Consider the following 18,306-nt stretch of genomic DNA (forward strand, 5'->3'; position numbering starts at 1 on the left):
AACCAAGATGGTACGGTGCTTGTCGTGCAGTTCCGTTACCAGTTCCGCGTGTATCCCACGCCCGGTCAGCAGATCGAGCTGGCGCGGGCGTTCGGGTGCGCGCGGGTGGTGTTCAACGACGGGCTGCGGCTGCGCCAGCAGGCCCGGGAGGCGGGTGGGAAGTACCTCTCCGACGGGGAGCTGTCCCGGCGTCTGATCACCGAGGCCAAGCGGACTCCCGAGCGGGCGTGGCTGGGCGAGGTGTCGGCGGTGGTGTTGCAGCAGGCCTTGGCGGACCTGAACACCGCGTACCGGAACTTCTTCGCCTCGGTCACCGGCAAGCGCAAGGGCCGGAAGCTGGCCGCGCCCCGGTTCCGGTCACGGAAGGACAACCGGCAGGCCATCCGCTTCACCAAGAACAGTCGGTTCAAGGTTCTCGACAACGGCCGGCTGCGGCTGCCGAAGATCGGCGACCTCACGGTCCGCTGGTCGCGGACGTTGCCGTCGGACCCGTCCAGCGTGACGGTCATCCGGGACGCGGCGGGCAGGTACTTCGCGTCGTTCGTGGTGCAGACCGCCGAGGACGAGATGCTGCCGCCGGTCGACGCCGAAGTGGGCATCGACCTGGGCCTGACGCACTTCGCGGTCCTCTCAGATGGCACGAAGGTGACCACCCCGAAGTTTTTGCGCCGGGCGGCCCGCAAGCTACGCCGGTTGCAGCAGGATCTCTCCCGCAAGCAGCGGGGCAGCGCGAATCGGAAGAAAGCCGTCGTGAAGGTTGCCCGCGCGCATGCGCGGGTGGCCGACACCCGGCGGGACTGGCAGCACAAGCTCTCGACACGGATCATCCGCGACAACCAAGCGGTGTACGTGGAGGACCTTGCTGTTGCTGGCCTCGGCCGCACGAGGCTGGCCAAGTCGGTGCACGACGCCGGGTGGGCCCGCTTCATCGCCATGCTGGAGTACAAGGCCGCCCGGTACGGCAGGGCGTTCGGCCGGGTGGACCGCTGGTTCCCGTCCACCCGCATGTGCTCCGACTGCGGCCGGATCGGCGAGAAGATGGCGCTGAACGTCCGGGAGTGGGACTGCCCATGCGGGACTGTCCACGACCGGGACGTCAACGCCGCGAAGAACATCCTGGCCGTCGGACAGGCGGACAGGCTAAACGACCGTGGAGCGCAGGTAAGACCGGCATTCGTGCCGGCACCGCGCAGGGAAGCGGTAACCCACCCGGACGTTGCGCTTTCCACGCGCAGCGTGGAGGGAATCTCCGTCCTCTAGGGCGGAGAGGATGTCAAATGCCGGCCAGCGCGGTGCGTACGGCGGACTCGGGGACGTCGGCGACGAGTTCGGGCCCGGCCGGGCCGTCCAGGACGAAGGACAGGCCCGAGGTGGCCTTCTTGTCCCGCCGCATCAGCGCGACCAGCTCGTCGTGGTCGACGCCGCCGGGCAGCGCGGTGTCGAGGCCGTAGCCCGCCACCACCTCGTGGTGCTCGGCCACCCGGTCGGCCGGGACGCGGCCGAGGACGCCGGCCAGCCGGCCCGCGAAGACCGTGCCGACGCCGACCGCCTCGCCGTGCCGCAGGCCGAAGTCGGTGGCCCGCTCCAACGCGTGCCCCAGCGTGTGACCGTAGTTGAGGATGTGCCGCAGACCGGAGTCGCGCTCGTCGGCGGCCACCACCCGCGCCTTCAGCGCCACGCAGGCGGCGATCTGCTCCGCCACCGGGCGGTCGCGCAGCTCGCCCGCGCCGATGAAGTGCGCCCGGGCGATCTCCCCGTAGCCGTTGCGCCACTCCCGCTCCGGCAGCGTGCCCAGGTGCTCGGTGTCGCAGAGCACCGCCCGGGGCTGCCAGTACACCCCGACGAGGTTCTTGCCCTCCGGCAGGTTGACCGCGGTCTTGCCGCCGACGCTGGCGTCGACCTGGGCGAGCAGCGAGGTCGGCAGGTGGATCACCGCGACGCCCCGGTGGTAGAGACCGGCGGCCAGCCCGACCACGTCCGTGGTGGTGCCGCCGCCGCAGGAGACGACCGCGTCGGCGCGGGTCAGCCCGAACTCGGCGAACGCCCGGCAGAGCTGCTCGACCGTGGCCAGGTTCTTGTCGTGCTCGCCGTCGCGGGCCGGCACCACCCGGTGCGGCACGCCCGGGTCGGGCGTCCACTCCGGCGGCCGGGCCGAGACCACCACGACCCGCCGCGCGCCGATCCGCGCCACCTCCGCCGGCAGCCGGTGGCGCACACCGGGGCCGATCAGCACCGGGTACGCGCGCTCGCCGAGCGCCACCTCGATGCGGGCCGGCTCGGCGGGGGCGCAAGGGTCAGGTGCGCACGCGTGCATGTGGCTGCTGCCTCCTCGGGACGACGGGCACCGGCGCGGCCGCGACCGGGCGTTCCCGGACCATCGACAGGCGCAGCGCCAGCGCGGCCAGCGAGTCGACGTCCGGCCCGATGCCCCAGCGGTCGTGGGTGAGCTGGGCGTGGTGCGCCAGCAGGAAGCCCGACGGCGTCGCCGGGTGGTTCCGGCCGACCACGTCGGTCACCCGGTCCAGGTAGCGCTGCCAGGCCACGGCGACCTCCCCGCACAGCGGCAGGTCGCCGGCCGCCAGGACGATCTTCTCCGCGCCGGCGTCCGCCTGCGCGGCCAGGTCCCGCCGCTGCGCGCCGGTGAGCCGCTGGCTGCGCTCCTGCCAGTGCAGGAAGAGGAACGCCAGCCGGTCGGCCGCCGGCACCAGCCCCGTCAGGTACCGCAGGTGCGCCACGGCCAGCGGCAGCTCGACGCCGGCCAGCCAGGGAGTGTCCCCGCCCAGCAGGGTCAGGGCCAGGTCACTGCCCGCCGACGCGAGCGGGCCGCCCCGGGCGGCGTCGCGCACCACGTACCGGTCGGCGGCGAAGGACACCCCCGGGTCGTACGCGAGCAGCCGCGCCCGTACCACGTCGAGCGCGGCCGGAGTGGCGTGGAAGCCGAGGCTCACGTGTGGCCCGGCGGGGGAGCCCGCCGGGTCGAAGAACCACTCCATGCCCGGATCGACCCGGCGGGCGGCGGCGACCAGAGCGGTGAGGACCCTTCCGACCAGCTCGGTCACCCGCGTCTCCGGGCACCCGTCGGCCGGCACGGCCGAGCGGGCGAACAACCAGCAGCGTTCCAACGACGGCACCTCGGCTGACGGGCGGGTGGAGCACAGGACTCGACGGTCTGCGGGGGTCGCCCCATCATCGACCTGCGGCCCGTCCCACCACCGGATCGGCGGTCCGAACTGGGGACGACTTAGGGGGTGACAGGGGTAGGACACCGGCAGGGTGCTCGGAAGACTTGGGCCGCTACGGCGAGCGGGGTCTACGCCGCGGATGAGAAGTCTCGCCGACGGACGGATGTGGTGACATGCTTCGGAGCGACCTGATCCAGCCGTTGTCCGATCTGATCAGGGCGCACGCCGCCAGGTTGGGGAACAAGGTCGCGTTCCGCGACGACCGCCGGGCGGTCGGATACGCCGACCTGGCGGCGCGGACCCGTCGGCTGGCCGGTCACCTGGCGGCGTCCGGGGTGGGGCGGGGCGACCGGGTGGCCTTCTGCCTCGGCAACCGCGTGGAGACGGTGGAGACCTGGCTGGCCGTGACGCGGGCGGCCGCGGTCGGCGTGCCGGTGAACCCGCACAGCACCGACGCGGAACTGGCCCACCTGCTGGACGACTCCGGCGCGGTGCTGGTGGTCACCGACCCGCGGCACCTCGACCAGCTGCTGCGGCTGCGCGCCGACCGGCCGGCCCTGCGGGTCGTGGTCACCGGGGACGGCCCGCTGCCCGCCGGCGTCACCGCGTGGCGGGACCTGGTCGACACCGAGCCGGGTGTGGACGCCCGCGACGACCTGGGCCTCGACGAGGTCGCCTGGATGCTCTACACCTCCGGCACCACCGGCCGGCCCAAGGGCGTGCTCTCCACCCAGCGCACCTGCCTCTGGTCCGTCGCCGCCTGCTACGTGCCGATCCCCGGGCTCACCGACGCCGACCGGGTGGTCTGGCCGCTGCCGCTGTTCCACAGCCTCTCCCACATCGGGTGCGTGCTCAGCGTGACCGCCGTCGGCGCCACGGCCCGGCTCATCGACGGCTTCTCCGCCGACGACGTGCTGCGCGCGGTCGAGGAGGACGAGGCCACCGTGCTGGCCGGGGTGCCGGCCATGTACCACCACCTGGTGACCGCCGCCCGGGAGAGCGGCTTCCGCGCCCCGGCCCTGCGGGTCTGCCTGGTCGGCGGGGCGATCACCACCGGCGCGCTGCGCCGGGCGTTCGACGAGGTCTTCGACGCGCCGCTGCTTGACGCGTACGGCAGCACGGAGACCTGCGGCTCGATCGCCGTCACCCGACCGGACCAGCCCCGGGTCGAGGGTTCCTGCGGGCGCGCGGTGCCCGGCGTCGAGGTACGCCTGGTCAGCCCGCAGACCGGCCTGGACGTGCCGGCCGGCGCCGAGGGTGAGGTCTGGGTCAGCGGGCCGAGCGTCATGCTCGGCTACCACGGCCTGCCGGAGGTCACCGCCGCCGCCCTGCGTGACGGCTGGTACCGCACCGGTGACCTGGCCCGCCGCGACGCCGACGGCAACATCTTCGTCACCGGGCGGCACCAGGAACTGATCATCCGGGGTGGCGAGAAGATCCACCCGGCCGAGGTGGAGGAGGCCCTGCGCGGGGTGCCCGGCGTCGCCGACGTGGCGGTGACCGGCCGGCCGCACGACGTGCTCGGCGAGGTGCCGGTGGCGTTCGTGGTGCCCGGGCCGGAGGGCTTCGACCCCCGGGCCGGGTACGCGGCCTGCCGGGAGAAGCTCTCCTACCACAAGGTCCCGGAGGAGCTGTACGAGATCGGGCAGGTGCCCCGTACCGCCTCCGGCAAGGTCACCCGCCGGCTCCTGCTCGACCGGCCGGCGCGGCTGCGGGCGGTCAACGGCAGCCACCACGAGGCGCTGAGCGTACTCGCCTGGCGGCCGCTCGACCTGGCCGCCGTACCGCCGGTCGAGGCGCCCGTCCCGACGGCCGCGCAGGCCGCCGCCGCCCCGGCCCGCCACTGGGCGCTCGTCGGTAGCGGGAGCGAGGCGCTGGTGGAACCGCTGCGCGCGGCGTCGCCGGGCGACCGGTTCCGGCCCCACCGTGACCTGGCCGCCCTGCGCGACGCCCCGGACGTGCCCGACGTGACGGTGCTGCTGGTCGAGCCGGCCGACGCCGTCGCGGCGGGCCTCGCCGACCGACTGCGCGGCTGGCTCGACGACGACCGGTTCGCCGGCACCCGGCTGGTGCTGCTGACCGGCCCGGCCGGCGCTGCCGCCGAAAGCGACGCGCCCGGTGACACGGCCCTCGGGAGCGCCGCCACCGCGCCCGGCGTGGCCGCCGGGCGCTCCGAGCCCGATCCGGCGGCCGGCGCGGTCCAGGCCCTCGGGCGCAGCCTGCAGGCCGCATACCCGGACCGGATCGTGCTGGTCGACCGCGACGCCGGAGACCGTTCGACCGCCCTGCTCCCCGCCGTGCTGGACGCCGGCGCCGCGCAGGTCGCGCTGCGGGCCGGCGCCGCCCTGCACGCGGTCCTCGTGCCCGCCCCCGCGGCCGTGCCGGCGCGGCCGGTGACCGTTGCCGACCCGGACCGCCCGGTCCTGATCACCGGCGCCGACGGGGCGACCGGCGCGGCGCTGGCCCGACACCTCGTCGCCGCGCACCGCGTCCGCCGCCCGCGGCTGCTCCACGTCGACGCCACGCCCGGGGCCGCCCTGGCGGACCTGGTCGCCGAACTCGTCGCCGCCGGCGCCGACGCCGCCGCGCTGCCCGCCGACCGGGCGGGCGACGAGCCGCCCGGCGCGGTCTTCCTCTGCCCGTCCGACGACGACCTGACCGGCGACGAGGCCGTGGCCCGGCTGCTCGGCCTCGCCGGGACGCTGGACGCCGCGACCCGGCACCCGGCCGCCGCGTTCACCGTCCTCGCCCCGTCCGCCCTGCTGCTGGGCGCCGCCGGCCAGGAGCGGGCCGCCTCGGCCGTCGGCGCCCTGCACGCCCTGGCCGCCCGCCGCCGGGCCGCCGGTCTCCCGGCCCGGGTCGTCGGCACGACCGCGCACGGCGGCCGGGAGCCGTCGCCCGCCATCGCCCGCCCGGGGGAGGGCAGCGGCGACGCGCGGGCTGCCGTCCGCGCCGACCTCGCCGCGTTCGACGTGGCCCACGACGGCGACGACCTGGTCCTGCTCGCCCGTCCGGCGGGCCACGCCGACGCCGCGCACCCCGCCTGGCGTACGCCCGTCGCGGCGGCTCCCGACGCCACGGACGACCGGGAGGCCGCCGAGTTGCGCCGCCGGCTGGCCGGGCTGAGCACCGCCGAGGGGGACCGGCTCCTGCTGGAGCTGGTCCGCGCCGCCACGGCCGAGGTGGCCGGCCTGCCCGGGCCGGCCGCGGTGCGCCCCGCCCGGGCCTTCAAGGAACTCGGCTTCACCTCGGTCAGCGCGGTCGCCCTGCGCGACCGGCTGGCCCGGGCCACCGGGGTACGGCTCTCCGCCACGGTCGCGTTCGACCGGCCCAGCCCGGACGCTCTCGCCCGGCACCTCGCCGCCCGGCTGCGCGGCGGCACCGGGCAGCCGGGCCCCGCGGCGGACCGGCCGTCCGCGCCGTCCACGGGGGACGACCCGGTGGTCGTCGTCGCCATGGCCTGCCGGCTCCCCGGCGGTGTCGCCTCCCCCGAACAGCTGTGGGACCTGGTCGACGAGGGCCGCGAAGGGCTCACGGAGTTCCCCACCGACCGGGGCTGGGACCTGGCGCACCTGTTCTCCGACGACGCCGACCGTCCCGGGACCTCGTACGTCCGGGTGGGCGGCTTCCTGACCGACGCGGCGGACTTCGACGCCACCCTGTTCGCGATCAGCCCGCGCGAGGCGCTGGCCATGGACCCGCAGCAGCGGCTGCTGCTGGAGACGTCCTGGGAGCTGTTCGAGCGGGCCGGCATCGACCCCACCTCGCTGCGCGGCAGCGCCACCGGGGTCTTCACCGGCGTCATGCACCACGACTACGCCGCGAACCTGCGCCAGGCGCCGCCCGGCACCGAGGGCTACCTCGGCGTCGGCACCGCCGGCAGCGTCGTCTCCGGTCGCGTCGCCTATGCGTTGGGGCTGGAGGGGCCGGCGGTCACCGTCGACACGGCGTGCTCGTCGTCGCTGGTCGCGCTGCACCTGGCCGCCCAGGCGCTGCGCGCGGGCGACTGCTCCCTCGCCGTGGCCGGCGGCGTGGCGGTGATGGGCACCCCGCAGGCGTTCGTGGAGTTCAGCCGGCAGCGCGGGCTCGCCCCGGACGGCCGGTGCAAGGCGTTCGGCGAGGGCGCCGACGGCACCGGCTGGTCCGAGGGCGTCGCCGTGCTGCTGCTGGAACGGCTCTCCGACGCCCGCCGGCGCGGACACCCCGTCCTCGCCGTGCTGCGCGGCTCCGCCGTCAACTCCGACGGCGCGTCCAACGGGCTCACCGCCCCCAGCGGGCCCGCCCAGGAGCGGGTCATCCGCCGGGCGCTGGACGCGGCCGGGCTCTCCACCGCCGACGTGGACGTCGTCGAGGCGCACGGCACCGGCACCCGGCTGGGCGACCCGATCGAGGCGCAGGCGCTGCTCGCCACGTACGGGGCGGGCCGCGGTGACGCCGAACCGCTGCGGCTGGGCTCGCTGAAGTCCAACCTCGGCCACACCCAGGCCGCCGCCGGGGCCGCCGGGGTGATCAAGATGGTGCTCGCGATGCGGCACGGAAAGCTGCCCCGCACCCTGCACGTGGACGCCCCGACGTCGGAGGTGGACTGGTCCGCCGGCGCCGTCGAGGTGCTCACCGAGGCCCGCCCGTGGCCCGAGGTGCGACGCCCCCGCCGGGCCGGCGTCTCGTCGTTCGGCATCAGCGGCACCAACGCCCACGTCATCGTCGAGGCGCCCCCCGCCGACCCGCCGTCGTCCGGGGCCGCGGACCGGCAGCCGTCGTCCGGGGTCGCGGACGCGCAGGCGTCGTCCGGGGCGGCCTCCGCCAGCCGGCGGCCACCCGTGCCGTGGCTGCTCGCCGCGGCCACCGGCGAGGCGCTGCGTGACCAGGCCGCCCGCCTGCTGACCTGGCTCGACGGGCCCGGGGCGGACGCCGACCCGGCCGACGTCGGGCACGCGCTCGCCACCACCCGCGCCGCCCTCGAACACCGGGCCGTGGTCCTGGCCGGCGACCCGGCCACCGCCCGGACGGCCCTGACCACGCTGACCCGGGGGGAGCCGGACCCGGACGGGCCGACCGTGCTGACCGGCCGGGTCGTCGACGGCCAGCTCGGCCTGCTCTTCGGCGGGCAGGGCGGCCAGCGCGCCGGCATGGGCCGCGAGCTGCACGCCGCGTACCCGGTCTTCGCCGACGCCTTCGACGCCGCCTGCGCCGAACTCGACCGCTGCCTCGCCGGCCACGCCCCGCACCCCGTCGCGGACGTCGTCCTCGCCGCCGAGGGCGACGAACTGGCCGACCTGCTCGACCAGACCCTCTACACCCAGCCGGGGCTGTTCGCCTTCGAGGTGGCGCTGTACCGCCTCCTGGAGTCCTGGGGCGTGCGCCCCGACGCGGTGCTCGGCCACTCCGTCGGCGAACTGGCCGCCGCGCACGTGGCCGGGGTGTTCCCCCTGGCCGACGCGGCGGCGCTCGTCGCCGCCCGGGCCCGGCTCATGCAGCAGCTGCCCCCCGGGGGCGCGATGGTCGCCGTCGAGGCCGACGAGGCAGAGGTCGCCGCGCACCTGACCGACCGGGTGGGCCTCGCCGCCGTCAACGGCCCCACCAGCGTCGTCGTCTCCGGCGACACCGACGCGGTGCTGGCCGTCGCGGCCACCCTGCGCGCCGCCGGGCGTCGTACCAGCCGGCTGCGGGTGTCGCACGCGTTCCACTCGCCGCGCATGGAGCCGATGCTCGACGAGTTCCGCGCCGTGGCGGCCGGCCTGACGTACCGCACCCCGCACCTGCCGGTGGTGTCCAACCTGACCGGCCATCCCGTCGACCCGGCCCGGCTCTGCTCGCCCGACTACTGGGTGGCGCACGTCCGGGGCACCGTCCGCTTCCAGGACGGCGTACGGGCCCTGCACGGGCAGGGCGTCACCACCTTCCTGGAGATCGGCCCGGCCGGTGTGCTCACCGCGATGGCCCAGGACTGCCTCGTCGCCGAGGCCGACGAGCTGGCCTTCGTCCCCGCCGTCCGGGGCACCGCCGGCGAGGCCGAGGCGCTGCTCGCCGCCGTGGCGCGGCTGCACGTCCGGGGCGTCGCCGTGGACCGCGCCGCCCTCGCCGGCCCCGGGCCGCACCGCCGCGTCGACCTGCCCACGTACGCCTTCCAGCGCCGGCACTACTGGCTGCCCGCGTCGGCCGTGGCCGGCGGCCCGGTCGGCGTCGGGCTGGCCGACGCCGGGCACCCGCTGCTCGGCGGCGTGCTGCCGGTCGCCGGCACCGGGCAGGTGGTCTGCACCGGACAGGTCTCCGTGGCCGCCCAGCCGTGGCTGGCCGCCCCCGGTGACGACACCCCCGCGCTGCTGCCCGCCACCGCCCTGCTGGACATGCTCACCCACCTCGGCGAACAACTCGGCACCCCGACGGTGGAGCGACTGCGCGTCCCCGAGCCGGTGCCGCTGCCGGCCGAGCCGACCCTCGAGGTGCAGGTCGGCGTCGGCGCGCCGGACGAGCACCGGCGCCGGGTGGCGCACTGCCACGTCCGGGCCGGCGAGGGGCAGCCGTGGCGGGAGGTCGCCGAGGCCGTGCTCGGTCCGGTCGACCCGGAGAGCGGGCGGGGCGCCCTCGCCCCGACCTGGCCGCCCACCGGGGCCCGGCCGGTGGACCTGACCGCCCCGCAGCACCGCGCGCTGGTCGGGGAGCTGGCCCGGGCCGCGTGGGTCGCCGCCGACCGGCTCTTCGTCGACGTACGCCTGCCCGAGGACGCCCGGGACCCGGACGCCGAGCGGTACGGCGTGCATCCGCTGGTGCTGGAGGCGGCCCTGCGCCTGCTCCCGCTCGCCGACTTCGCGCCCGGCGCCGGCGTCGACGCCGCGCCCACCGCCCGGCTGCTGCCCACCGAGTGGGCGGGGGTGCGCCGCCACGCCACCGGGGCGCACGCGCTGCGCGTCTGCCTGGCCCCCGCCGGGGCGGACGCGGTGACGCTGAGCGCCGTCGACGACGCGGGCGTGCCCGTGCTCGACGTGGACCGGGTGGTGCTGCGGACCGTGGACCTGCCGTCCGCCGACGCGCCGGCGCCTCCGGCCGCGCCCGCCGGGCTGTACGCCGTCGACTGGCTGCCCGCGGCGTTCCCGGCGACGCCGGCGCCCTCCTGGACGCTCGCCGACGGCACGCCCCCGGACGGACCGCTGCCGCCGCTGCTGGTGCTGCGGGTCGGCGACGGCGAGCCGGGCCGGTCGGTGCCCGACCGGGCGCACGCCGTCGGCCTCGCCGTGCTCGGCGTGCTCCAGAGCTGGCTGGTCGACCCCCGCGCGGAGACCACCCGCCTGGCCCTCGCCGTCCGCGACGGCGACCCGGTGCACGCGCCGGTGGCCGGGCTGGTCCGGGTCGCCCAGGCCGAGCAGCCCGACCGGTTCCTGCTGCTCAGCCTCGACGCCACCGACGACGCCACCGTCCGTTCCGCGCTGGCCGTCGCCAGGGACGAGCCCGAGGTCGCCGTCCGCGACGGCCGTGTCCTGCTGCCCCGGCTCCGCCCGGTCGACCAGCCCCCGGCCGGTACGCCGCTTGCGGCGCTGGCCGGCGGCACCGTTCTGGTCACCGGCGGCACCGGCGGGATCGGCCGGCACGTCGCCACCCACCTCGCCACCGTGCACGGCGTCGCCGAGCTGGTCCTGGTCAGCCGCACCGGCCGGGCCGGCGACTGGACGACCGCGCTGACCGACGCCGGCGTCACCGTCCGGGTGGTCGCGGCCGACGTCGCCGACCGGGCGGCGCTCGCCGAGGTCGTCGCCCCGCTGGCCGACCGGCTGGTCGCCGTCGTGCACGCCGCCGGGGCCACCGACGACGCCCTGCTCACCGACCTCGACCCGGCCCGCTGGGGGCGGGCCCTGCGGTCCAAGGTGCACGGCGCATGGCACCTGCACGAACTCACCGCCGGCCTCGACCTGGCCGCGTTCGTGCTCTTCTCCTCGGCCGCCGCCACCTTCGGCAGCCCCGGCCAGGGCAACTACGCGGCCGGCAACGCGTTCCTCGACGCGCTCGCCGCGCACCGCCACGCCCAGGGGCTCCCGGCGACCGCACTGGCCTGGGGGCTGTGGGCCGCGCAGGACGGGATGGCCGGCCGGCTCACCCCGGCGGACCTGGCCCGGCTCGCCCGGGGCGGCACCCGCCCCCTCGACACGGCCGCCGGGCTGGCGCTGTTCGACGCCGCCCTGCGCGTCGACCGGCCGACGCTGGTGCCGATCGGGCTCGACCTGGCCGCCGTGCGGACCTCCGGCGAGGTGCCCGCCCTGCTGCGGGCGCTGCTGCCCCCGCCGCCCCGCCGGGCCGTCAACGCCGACGCCGCGCCCGCCTCCGCCAAGGGCTTCGCCGACCGGCTGGCCGAACTGGCCGAACCCGACCGCGCCGCCCTGCTGCTGGACCTCGTACGCACCCGGTGCGCCACCGTGGTCGGGCACACCGGCCCCGACGACGTCGAGCCGCGCCGCCCGTTCAAGGAACTCGGCTTCGACTCGCTGATGGCCGTGGAGCTGAGCAACCGGCTCACCGCCGTCACCGGCGTCCGGCTCGCCCCGCACGCCGTGTTCAACCACCCCACCCCGGAGCTGCTCGCCGCGCACCTGCACGCCCGGCTGCTCGGCACCGCCGCCACCGAGGTCACCGACGCGAGCACCGTCGCCCTGGACGAGCCGGTCGCCATCGTCGCCATGGCCTGCCGGTTCCCCGGCGGCATCGGCTCCCCGGAGGAGCTGTGGCGGCTGCTCGACGCGGGCGCCGACGTCATCGGCGATCTGCCCGGCGACCGGGGCTGGCCGCTGGCCGACCTCTACGACCCGGTGCCCGGCACGCCCGGCCGGACGTACGTGCGGGCCGGCGGCTTCCTCACCGGCATCGCCGACTTCGACGCCGCGTTCTTCGGCATCAGCCCCCGCGAGGCCCTCGCGATGGACCCGCAGCACCGGCTGCTGCTGGAGACCTCCTGGGAGGCGCTGGAACGCGGCGGCATCGACCCGGCCACCCTGCGGGGCAGCCGCACCGGCGTCTTCGCCGGCACCCACGGGCAGGACTACGGCGACCAGGTCGCCCCCGGTGTCGTCTCCGACGACGGCGAGGTCACCGCCGACGAGGGGCACCTGCTCACCGGTACGGCCGGCAGCGTCCTCTCCGGCCGGGTCGCGTACGCGCTCGGGCTGGAGGGGCCGGCGGTCACCGTCGACACCGCCTGCTCGGCCTCCCTGGTGGCGCTGCACCTGGCCGTCCAGGCGCTGCGTCAGGGCGACTGCGACCTGGCCCTGGCCGGCGGCGTGTCGGTGATGTCCACTACCGCCGGGCTGACCGGCTTCAGCCGTCAGCGCGGTCTCGCCGCCGACGGGCGGTGCAAGGCGTTCGCCGAGGACGCCGACGGCTTCGGCATGTCCGAGGGCGTCGGGATGCTGGTGGTGGAGCGCCTCTCCGACGCCCGCCGCCGGGGCCACCCCGTGCTCGCGGTGGTCCGCGGCTCGGCGGTCAACCAGGACGGCGCCTCCAACGGGCTGACCGCCCCGAACGGGCCGTCGCAGGAACGGGTCATCCGGGCCGCGCTGGGCGCCGCCGGGCTGGGCGCCGCCGAGGTGGACGTGGTGGAGGCGCACGGCACCGGCACGTCGCTCGGCGACCCCATCGAGGCGGAGGCGATCCTCGCCACCTACGGGCAGCGCCCGGCCGACGCCCCGCCGGTGCTGCTGGGCTCGGTCAAGTCCAACCTCGGGCACACCCAGGCCGCGGCCGGCGTGGCCGGGGTGCTCAAGATGGTCCTCGCCATGCGGCACGGCCGGCTGCCCCGCACCCTGCACGCCGAGCGCCGCAGCTCGCGCATCGACTGGGACTCGGGCTCGCTGGAACTGCTCACCGAGGCCCGCCCGTGGCCCGTGGCGGACCGGCCGGCGCGGGCCGGTGTCTCGTCGTTCGGCATCAGCGGCACCAACGCCCACGTCATCGTCGAGGCGGTCGCCGAAGCGACGCCGACCCCGGACGCCGACGCCGGAGCCACGCCGCCGGAGGCGTACGCGCTGCCGTGGCTGCTCTCCGCGCGTAGCCCGGAGGCGCTCGTCGGTCAGGCCCGCCGGCTGCGGGAGCACCTCGCCGAGCGGCCCGACCAGCGGCCCCTCGACGTGGCCTGGTCGCTGGCCACCAGCCGGAGCACCTTCGACTCCCGGGCGGTGCTGGTCGGCGCCGACCCGGACCGGATCGCCGCCGCCCTCGACGCGCTCGCCGAGGGCCGGCCCGACCCGGCGGTGACGCGGGGCGAGGCCCGGCCCGCCGGCCGGTGCGTCTTCGTCTTCCCCGGGCAGGGCTCCCAGTGGCTCGGCATGGGGTTGGACCTGCTCGACCAGGCCCCCGTGTTCGCGGAGCGGATGGCGGCCTGCGACGCGGCGCTGCGGCCGTACCTGGACTGGTCGCTGCTGGACGTGCTGCGCCAGGCGCCCGGCGCGCCCGGCCTCGACGAGGTCGACGTGGTGCAGCCCGCCCTGTTCGCGATGATGGTGTCGCTGGCCGAGCTGTGGCGCTCCCACGGCGTGCAGCCGGCCGCCGTGGTCGGCCACTCGCAGGGCGAGATCGCCGCCGCCTGCGTCGCCGGGGTGCTCTCCCTGCCCGACGCCGCCCGGGTGGTGGCGCTGCGCAGCCGGGCGCTGCGGGCCCTGGCCGGGCACGGGGCGATGGCCTCCGTCGCGCTCCCCGCCGACACGGTCCGCGACCGGATCGCCCGGTTCGGCGACCGGATCTCGGTCGCCGCCGTGAACGGCCCGGCCGCCGTCGTGGTGTCCGGCGAGCCGGAGGCGGTGGAGGAACTCCTCGCCGAACTGGCCGGCGAGCAGGCCCGGGTCCGGCGGATAGCCGTCGACTACGCCTCGCACTCCGCCCAGGTGGAAGGCATCCGCGACGAGCTGGCCGAGGTGCTGGCGGGCATCGCCCCCGGCCCGGCGGCCGTGCCGCTCTTCTCCACCACCGACCTGCGTTGGCTCGACGGCGAGGAGATGGGGCCGGACTACTGGTACCGCAACCTGCGGCAGCCGGTCGAGCTGGAGCAGGCGATCCGCTCGCTGGCCGCCCAGGGCCACGACACGTACGTCGAGTGCAGCCCGCACCCGGTGCTCACCGTGGGCATCGAGGAGACCCTCGCCGACCACGACGGCGAGAGCGTGGTGGTCGGCTCGGTGCAACGCGACCAGGGTGACCGGGCGCGGTTCCTGCTCTCCCTGGCCCAGCTGCACGTGTGCGGGGTCGCGGTGGACTGGCGGCCCGCGCTGGCCGGCGGTCGGCGGGTCGACCTGCCCACGTACGCGTTCGCCCACCGCCGCTACTGGCCCCGGCCCGTCTCCGGCCCCGGCGACGTGGGCGCCGCCGGCCTGGACGCCGCCGGGCATCCGCTGCTCGGGGCGTCGGTCGCGCTGGCCGAGGCGAGGGGCCACCTCTTCACCGGGCGGCTGTCGACCGACGCGCAGCCGTGGCTGGCCGACCACCGGGTCACCGACAGCGTGCTGGTGCCCGGCACCGGCCTGGTGGAACTCTGCCTCCGCGCCGGCGACGAGATCGGCCTGCCGCTCCTCGACGAGCTGGTCATCGAGGCCCCGCTGACCCTGCCCGCCGACGGCGCGACCCAGGTGCAGGTCACGGTCGGCGCGGGCGACGACGACGGGCGCCGCCAGGTGACCGTGCACTCCCGGCCCGCCGACGGCCCGGCCGCCGGCCCGTGGACCCGGCACGCCAGCGCCACCCTCTGCGCCGGCCAGCCCGCCGCGTCGCCGCAGCCCACCACGTGGCCGCCGCGCGACGCCCGCCCCGTCGACCTGACCGGCTTCTACGCCGGCCTGGCCGCCGACGGCTACGCGTACGGGCCGGCGTTCCAGGGGCTGCGCGCGGTGTGGACCAGCGGCGACGAGGTCTACGCCGAGGTGGAGCTGCCGGCGGCCCAGCGGATCGACGCCGACCGGTACGGCCTGCACCCCGCCCTGCTCGACGCCGCCCTGCACGCCGCGCACTTCGGCGGTCTCGCCGAGGCCGGGGCCGGGCGGCTGCTGCTGCCGTTCGCCTGGAACGGCGTCACCCTGCACGCCACCGGCGCGACCGCCCTGCGGGTGCGGCTCACCCAGGTCGGGCCGTACGCCATCGCGTTGACCGCCGCCGACCCGACCGGCGCCCCGGTCGCCGAGGTGACCGCCCTGACGATGCGGCCCATCTCCGCCGCGGAGCTGGCCGTCACCGACGACCGCGCCACCCGCGACGCCCTGTTCCGGCTCGACTGGACGCCCCTGCCGCCGGGCGACGCGGCCACCCCGGTCGACGCCGTGGCCGTCGCCCCCGGCCTGGACGGGTTCCCGCTGCACCCCGGGCTGGACGGGCTCGCCGACGCCGTCGACGCGGGACTGGCACTGCCCGGGGCCGTGCTCGTGCCGCTCGACGCGGAACCCGCACAGCCCACCCCCCGCGCGGCGCGCCACGCCGCCGTCCGCGCCCTCGACCTGGTCCGGCGCTGGCTCACGGAGCCCCGTTGGGCGGCGTCGCGGCTGGTGCTGGTGACCCGGGGCGCGGTGGCCGTGCACCACGCCGGCGAGGTGACCGACCCGGCCGCCGCGGCGGCGTGGGGGCTGGTCCGCTCCGCCCAGTCGGAGAACCCGGACCAGGTCGTCATCGTCGACGTCGACGGCGACGGGATCGGCCCCGACCAGGTCGCCGCCCTGCTGGCGGCGGCCGAGCCGCAGGCGGCGCTCCGGGGCGGCACGGCGTACGTGCCACGGCTGGCGCGAGCCGGGTCGGCGGGCGAACTCGCCGCGCCGCCCGCCGCCGCGTGGCGCCTGGACGCGCCGGTGCGGGGCAGCCTGGAGAACCTCACCCTGAGCCCGACCGACGCCGCCGACGCCGTTCTCGGCCCCCGCGACGTGCGGGTACGCGTCCGCGCCGCCGGCCTGAACTTCCGCGACGTGCTCAACGCGCTCGGCCTCTACCCCGGCGACGCGGGACCGCTCGGCGGCGAGGGCGCCGGCGAGGTCGTCGAGGTCGGCGCCGAGGTGACCGACCTGCGGCCCGGCGACCGGGTGTTCGGCGTGTTCGTGGGCTGCTTCGGGCCCGTCGCGGTCACCGACCGCCGGCTGCTGGCCCCGATGCCGGCCGGCTGGTCGTACGTCGAGGCCGCCTCCGTGCCGGTGGTCTTCCTGACCGCCTACCACGGCCTGGTCAACCTGGCCGGGCTCAGCCGGGGCGAGTCGGTGCTGGTGCACGCGGCGGCCGGCGGCGTCGGCATGGCCGCCGTGCAGCTCGCCCGGCACCTCGGCGCCGACGTGTACGCCACCGCCAGCCCCGCCAAGTGGGACGCCCTGCGGTCGATGGGCATCGACGAGGACCGCCTCGCCTCGTCCCGGACCCTCGACTTCGAGACCCGGTTCGCCGAGGCCACCGGCGGACGGGGCGTCGACGTGGTGCTGGACTCGCTGGCCCGCGAGTTCGTCGACGCCTCGCTGCGGCTGCTGCCGCGCGGCGGGCGGTTCGTCGAGATGGGCAAGACCGACATCCGCGACGCCGACCGGGTCGCCGCCGACCACCCCGGGGTGGCCTACACCGCCTTCGACCTGACCCTGGAGGACCCCGACGAGGTGCAGCGCATGCTCGTCGTGCTGCTGGGGCTCTTCGAACGGGGAGCGCTCACCCCGCTGCCCACCCAGGTGTGGGACGTCCGCCAGGCGCCGGAGGCGTTCCGGCACGTCAGCCAGGCCCGGCACGTCGGCAAGGTGGTGCTCACCATGCCCCGGGCGTGGGACCCCGACGGCACGGTGCTGCTGACCGGCGGGACCGGAACCCTGGGCGGGCTGGTCGCCCGGCGACTGGTCGAGACACACGGCGTACGGCGGCTGCTGCTGGTCAGCCGCCGCGGCGAGTCGGCACCCGGCGCGGCCGAGACGGTCGCCGAGCTGCGCGCCCTGGGCGCCGAGGCCACGGTGGTGGCGGCCGACGTGGCCGACCGGGACAGCCTGGCCCGGGTCCTGGACGCGGTACCGGCGCGGCACCCGTTGACCGCGGTCGTGCACCTCGCCGGGGTGCTCGACGACGGCATCGTCACCGCCCTCACCCCGCAGCGCGTCGACACGGTGTTCGCGCCGAAGCTCGACGCCGCGTGGCACCTGCACGAGCTCACCCGCCACCTCGACCTGGCCGGGTTCGTGCTGTTCTCCTCCGGCGCGGGCGTCTTCGGCGTACCCGGTCAGGCCAACTACGCGGCGGCCAACGCGTTCCTCGACGCGCTCGCCCTGGCGCGCCGGGCCGAGGGCCTGCCGGGCCGGTCGTTCGCCTGGGGACTGTGGGAACAGGCCAGCGAGATGACCGCCAAGCTGGACCGGTCCGACCCCCGGATCACCGCCCGGGACGGGCAGCTCGCGATCCCGTCCGACCTGGGGATGGCCCTGTTCGACGCGGGCCTGCGGCTGGCCGAGCCGGTGCTGGTGCCGACCAGGATCGACGTCGCCGCGCTCGGCGAACGGGTCGAGCGGCCCCCGGCCCTGCTGCGCGGGCTGATGCGACGGGAACGGCCGAGCGCCCGGTCGAGCGCCCCGACCGGCGGCGGGCGCACCCTCGCCGAGGAACTGGCGGCACTGGCCGGGCCCGACCGCCACGGCCTGGTGGTCGACCTGGTACGCGAGCAGGCGGCGAGCGTGCTCGGGCACGGCAGCCGCGCGGCCGTCGCCCCCGGCCGGGCGTTCAGCCAGATCGGCTTCGACTCGTTGACCGCCGTCGAGCTGCGCAACCGGCTGACCACGGCGACCGGCCTGCGCCTGCCGGCCACGCTGATCTTCGACTACCCGGACCCGAACGAGCTGGCCACGTTCCTGGTGTCGCAGCTGGCGCCGGACACCGGCCCGGCGGACCCGCCGGTTCTCGTGGACCTGGAGAACCTGGAACGGTCGCTGACCGAGGCCAGCGTCGAGGCGGAGCTGCACGCCCAGATCGGGTCCCGGTTGGAGGTGCTCATCGCCAAGTGGCGGACGATGCGCGCCGGCTCGGGCGGCGATCCCGACCTCGACCTCGAACTGGCCAGCGACGACGACCTCTTCGACCTCATCGACTCCGAACTCGGTCTCTGATGGCCCTCCGGCCGCCCCGCACGGCGCGAGCCGTCCCCTCCGACACCGTGTCCGAC

At 76.9% G+C, this 18,306-nt stretch carries 4 protein-coding genes; 2 read left to right on the top strand and 2 right to left on the bottom strand.

All coding sequences use genetic code 11. The features are described 5' to 3' along the window. The first annotated feature begins 24 nt into the window (after positions 1–24). A complete protein-coding gene (locus ACLQ22_RS29785; protein ID WP_425695231.1) occupies positions 25–1,260 on the top strand; it encodes an RNA-guided endonuclease InsQ/TnpB family protein in 1,236 nt (411 codons plus the stop codon). Between the two features lie 13 nt (positions 1,261–1,273). On the opposite strand, the gene ACLQ22_RS29790 is transcribed toward ACLQ22_RS29785, so the two are convergent. Further along, positions 1,274–2,314: a 3-dehydroquinate synthase family protein gene (locus tag ACLQ22_RS29790; RefSeq protein WP_425695232.1), complete on the bottom strand. Its 1,041-nt coding sequence runs from the start codon at positions 2,312–2,314 to the stop codon at positions 1,274–1,276. Further along, on the bottom strand, positions 2,295–3,131 hold the full coding sequence (locus tag ACLQ22_RS29795) for a hypothetical protein (protein WP_425695233.1): 837 nt from the start codon (positions 3,129–3,131) through the stop codon (positions 2,295–2,297). Before ACLQ22_RS29795 ends, ACLQ22_RS29790 begins: the two co-directional genes overlap by 20 nt. Before the next feature lie 224 nt (positions 3,132–3,355). Here ACLQ22_RS29795 and ACLQ22_RS29800 point away from each other — a divergent pair, with 224 nt between their 5' ends. Continuing rightward, positions 3,356–18,250: an SDR family NAD(P)-dependent oxidoreductase gene (locus ACLQ22_RS29800; RefSeq protein WP_425695234.1), complete on the top strand. Its 14,895-nt coding sequence runs from the start codon at positions 3,356–3,358 to the stop codon at positions 18,248–18,250. The last annotated feature ends 56 nt before the right edge of the window (positions 18,251–18,306 follow it).

The organism is Micromonospora sp. DT178, assembly GCF_049841695.1.
Lineage (GTDB): Bacteria > Actinomycetota > Actinomycetes > Mycobacteriales > Micromonosporaceae > Micromonospora.